This is a genomic window from Hymenobacter defluvii, from assembly GCF_017589435.1.
Classification (GTDB): Bacteria; Bacteroidota; Bacteroidia; order Cytophagales; family Hymenobacteraceae; genus Hymenobacter; species Hymenobacter profundi.
This window is the reverse complement of the sequence record NZ_JAGETX010000151.1, coordinates 1-240: the sequence shown is the minus strand read 5'-3', so window position 1 is coordinate 240 and position 240 is coordinate 1. Positions and strand designations below refer to the sequence as shown.

General features: G+C 35.8%; 1 protein-coding gene. It reads left to right on the top strand.

Annotated features, from left to right (window positions below):
* Positions 1 to 240: hypothetical protein (locus J4D97_RS23400; protein WP_208309680.1), on the top strand; the 240-nt coding region annotated here is incomplete at both ends.

Sequence of the window (240 nt, the reverse complement as noted above, 5' to 3'; positions counted from 1 at the left end):
AAAAAAAGCATTCGCATTTTTGCATATTAGATGTGGAATTGAAAAAGTTAGTTCATTGAGTTATGAACTAATGTTACTTCCTATTGCATATGCGGTAGCAAATGACAATTTTTGGCTATCGAGTTCTCATATTGATAAGATAGAGTACTGGTATTGGTCTTCGCTTTTTAGCGGTTCATATCGTGAGAAACAGAACGGCCGTTGTATAGAAGATGTGCAGCAACTCTACCAATGGTTGAA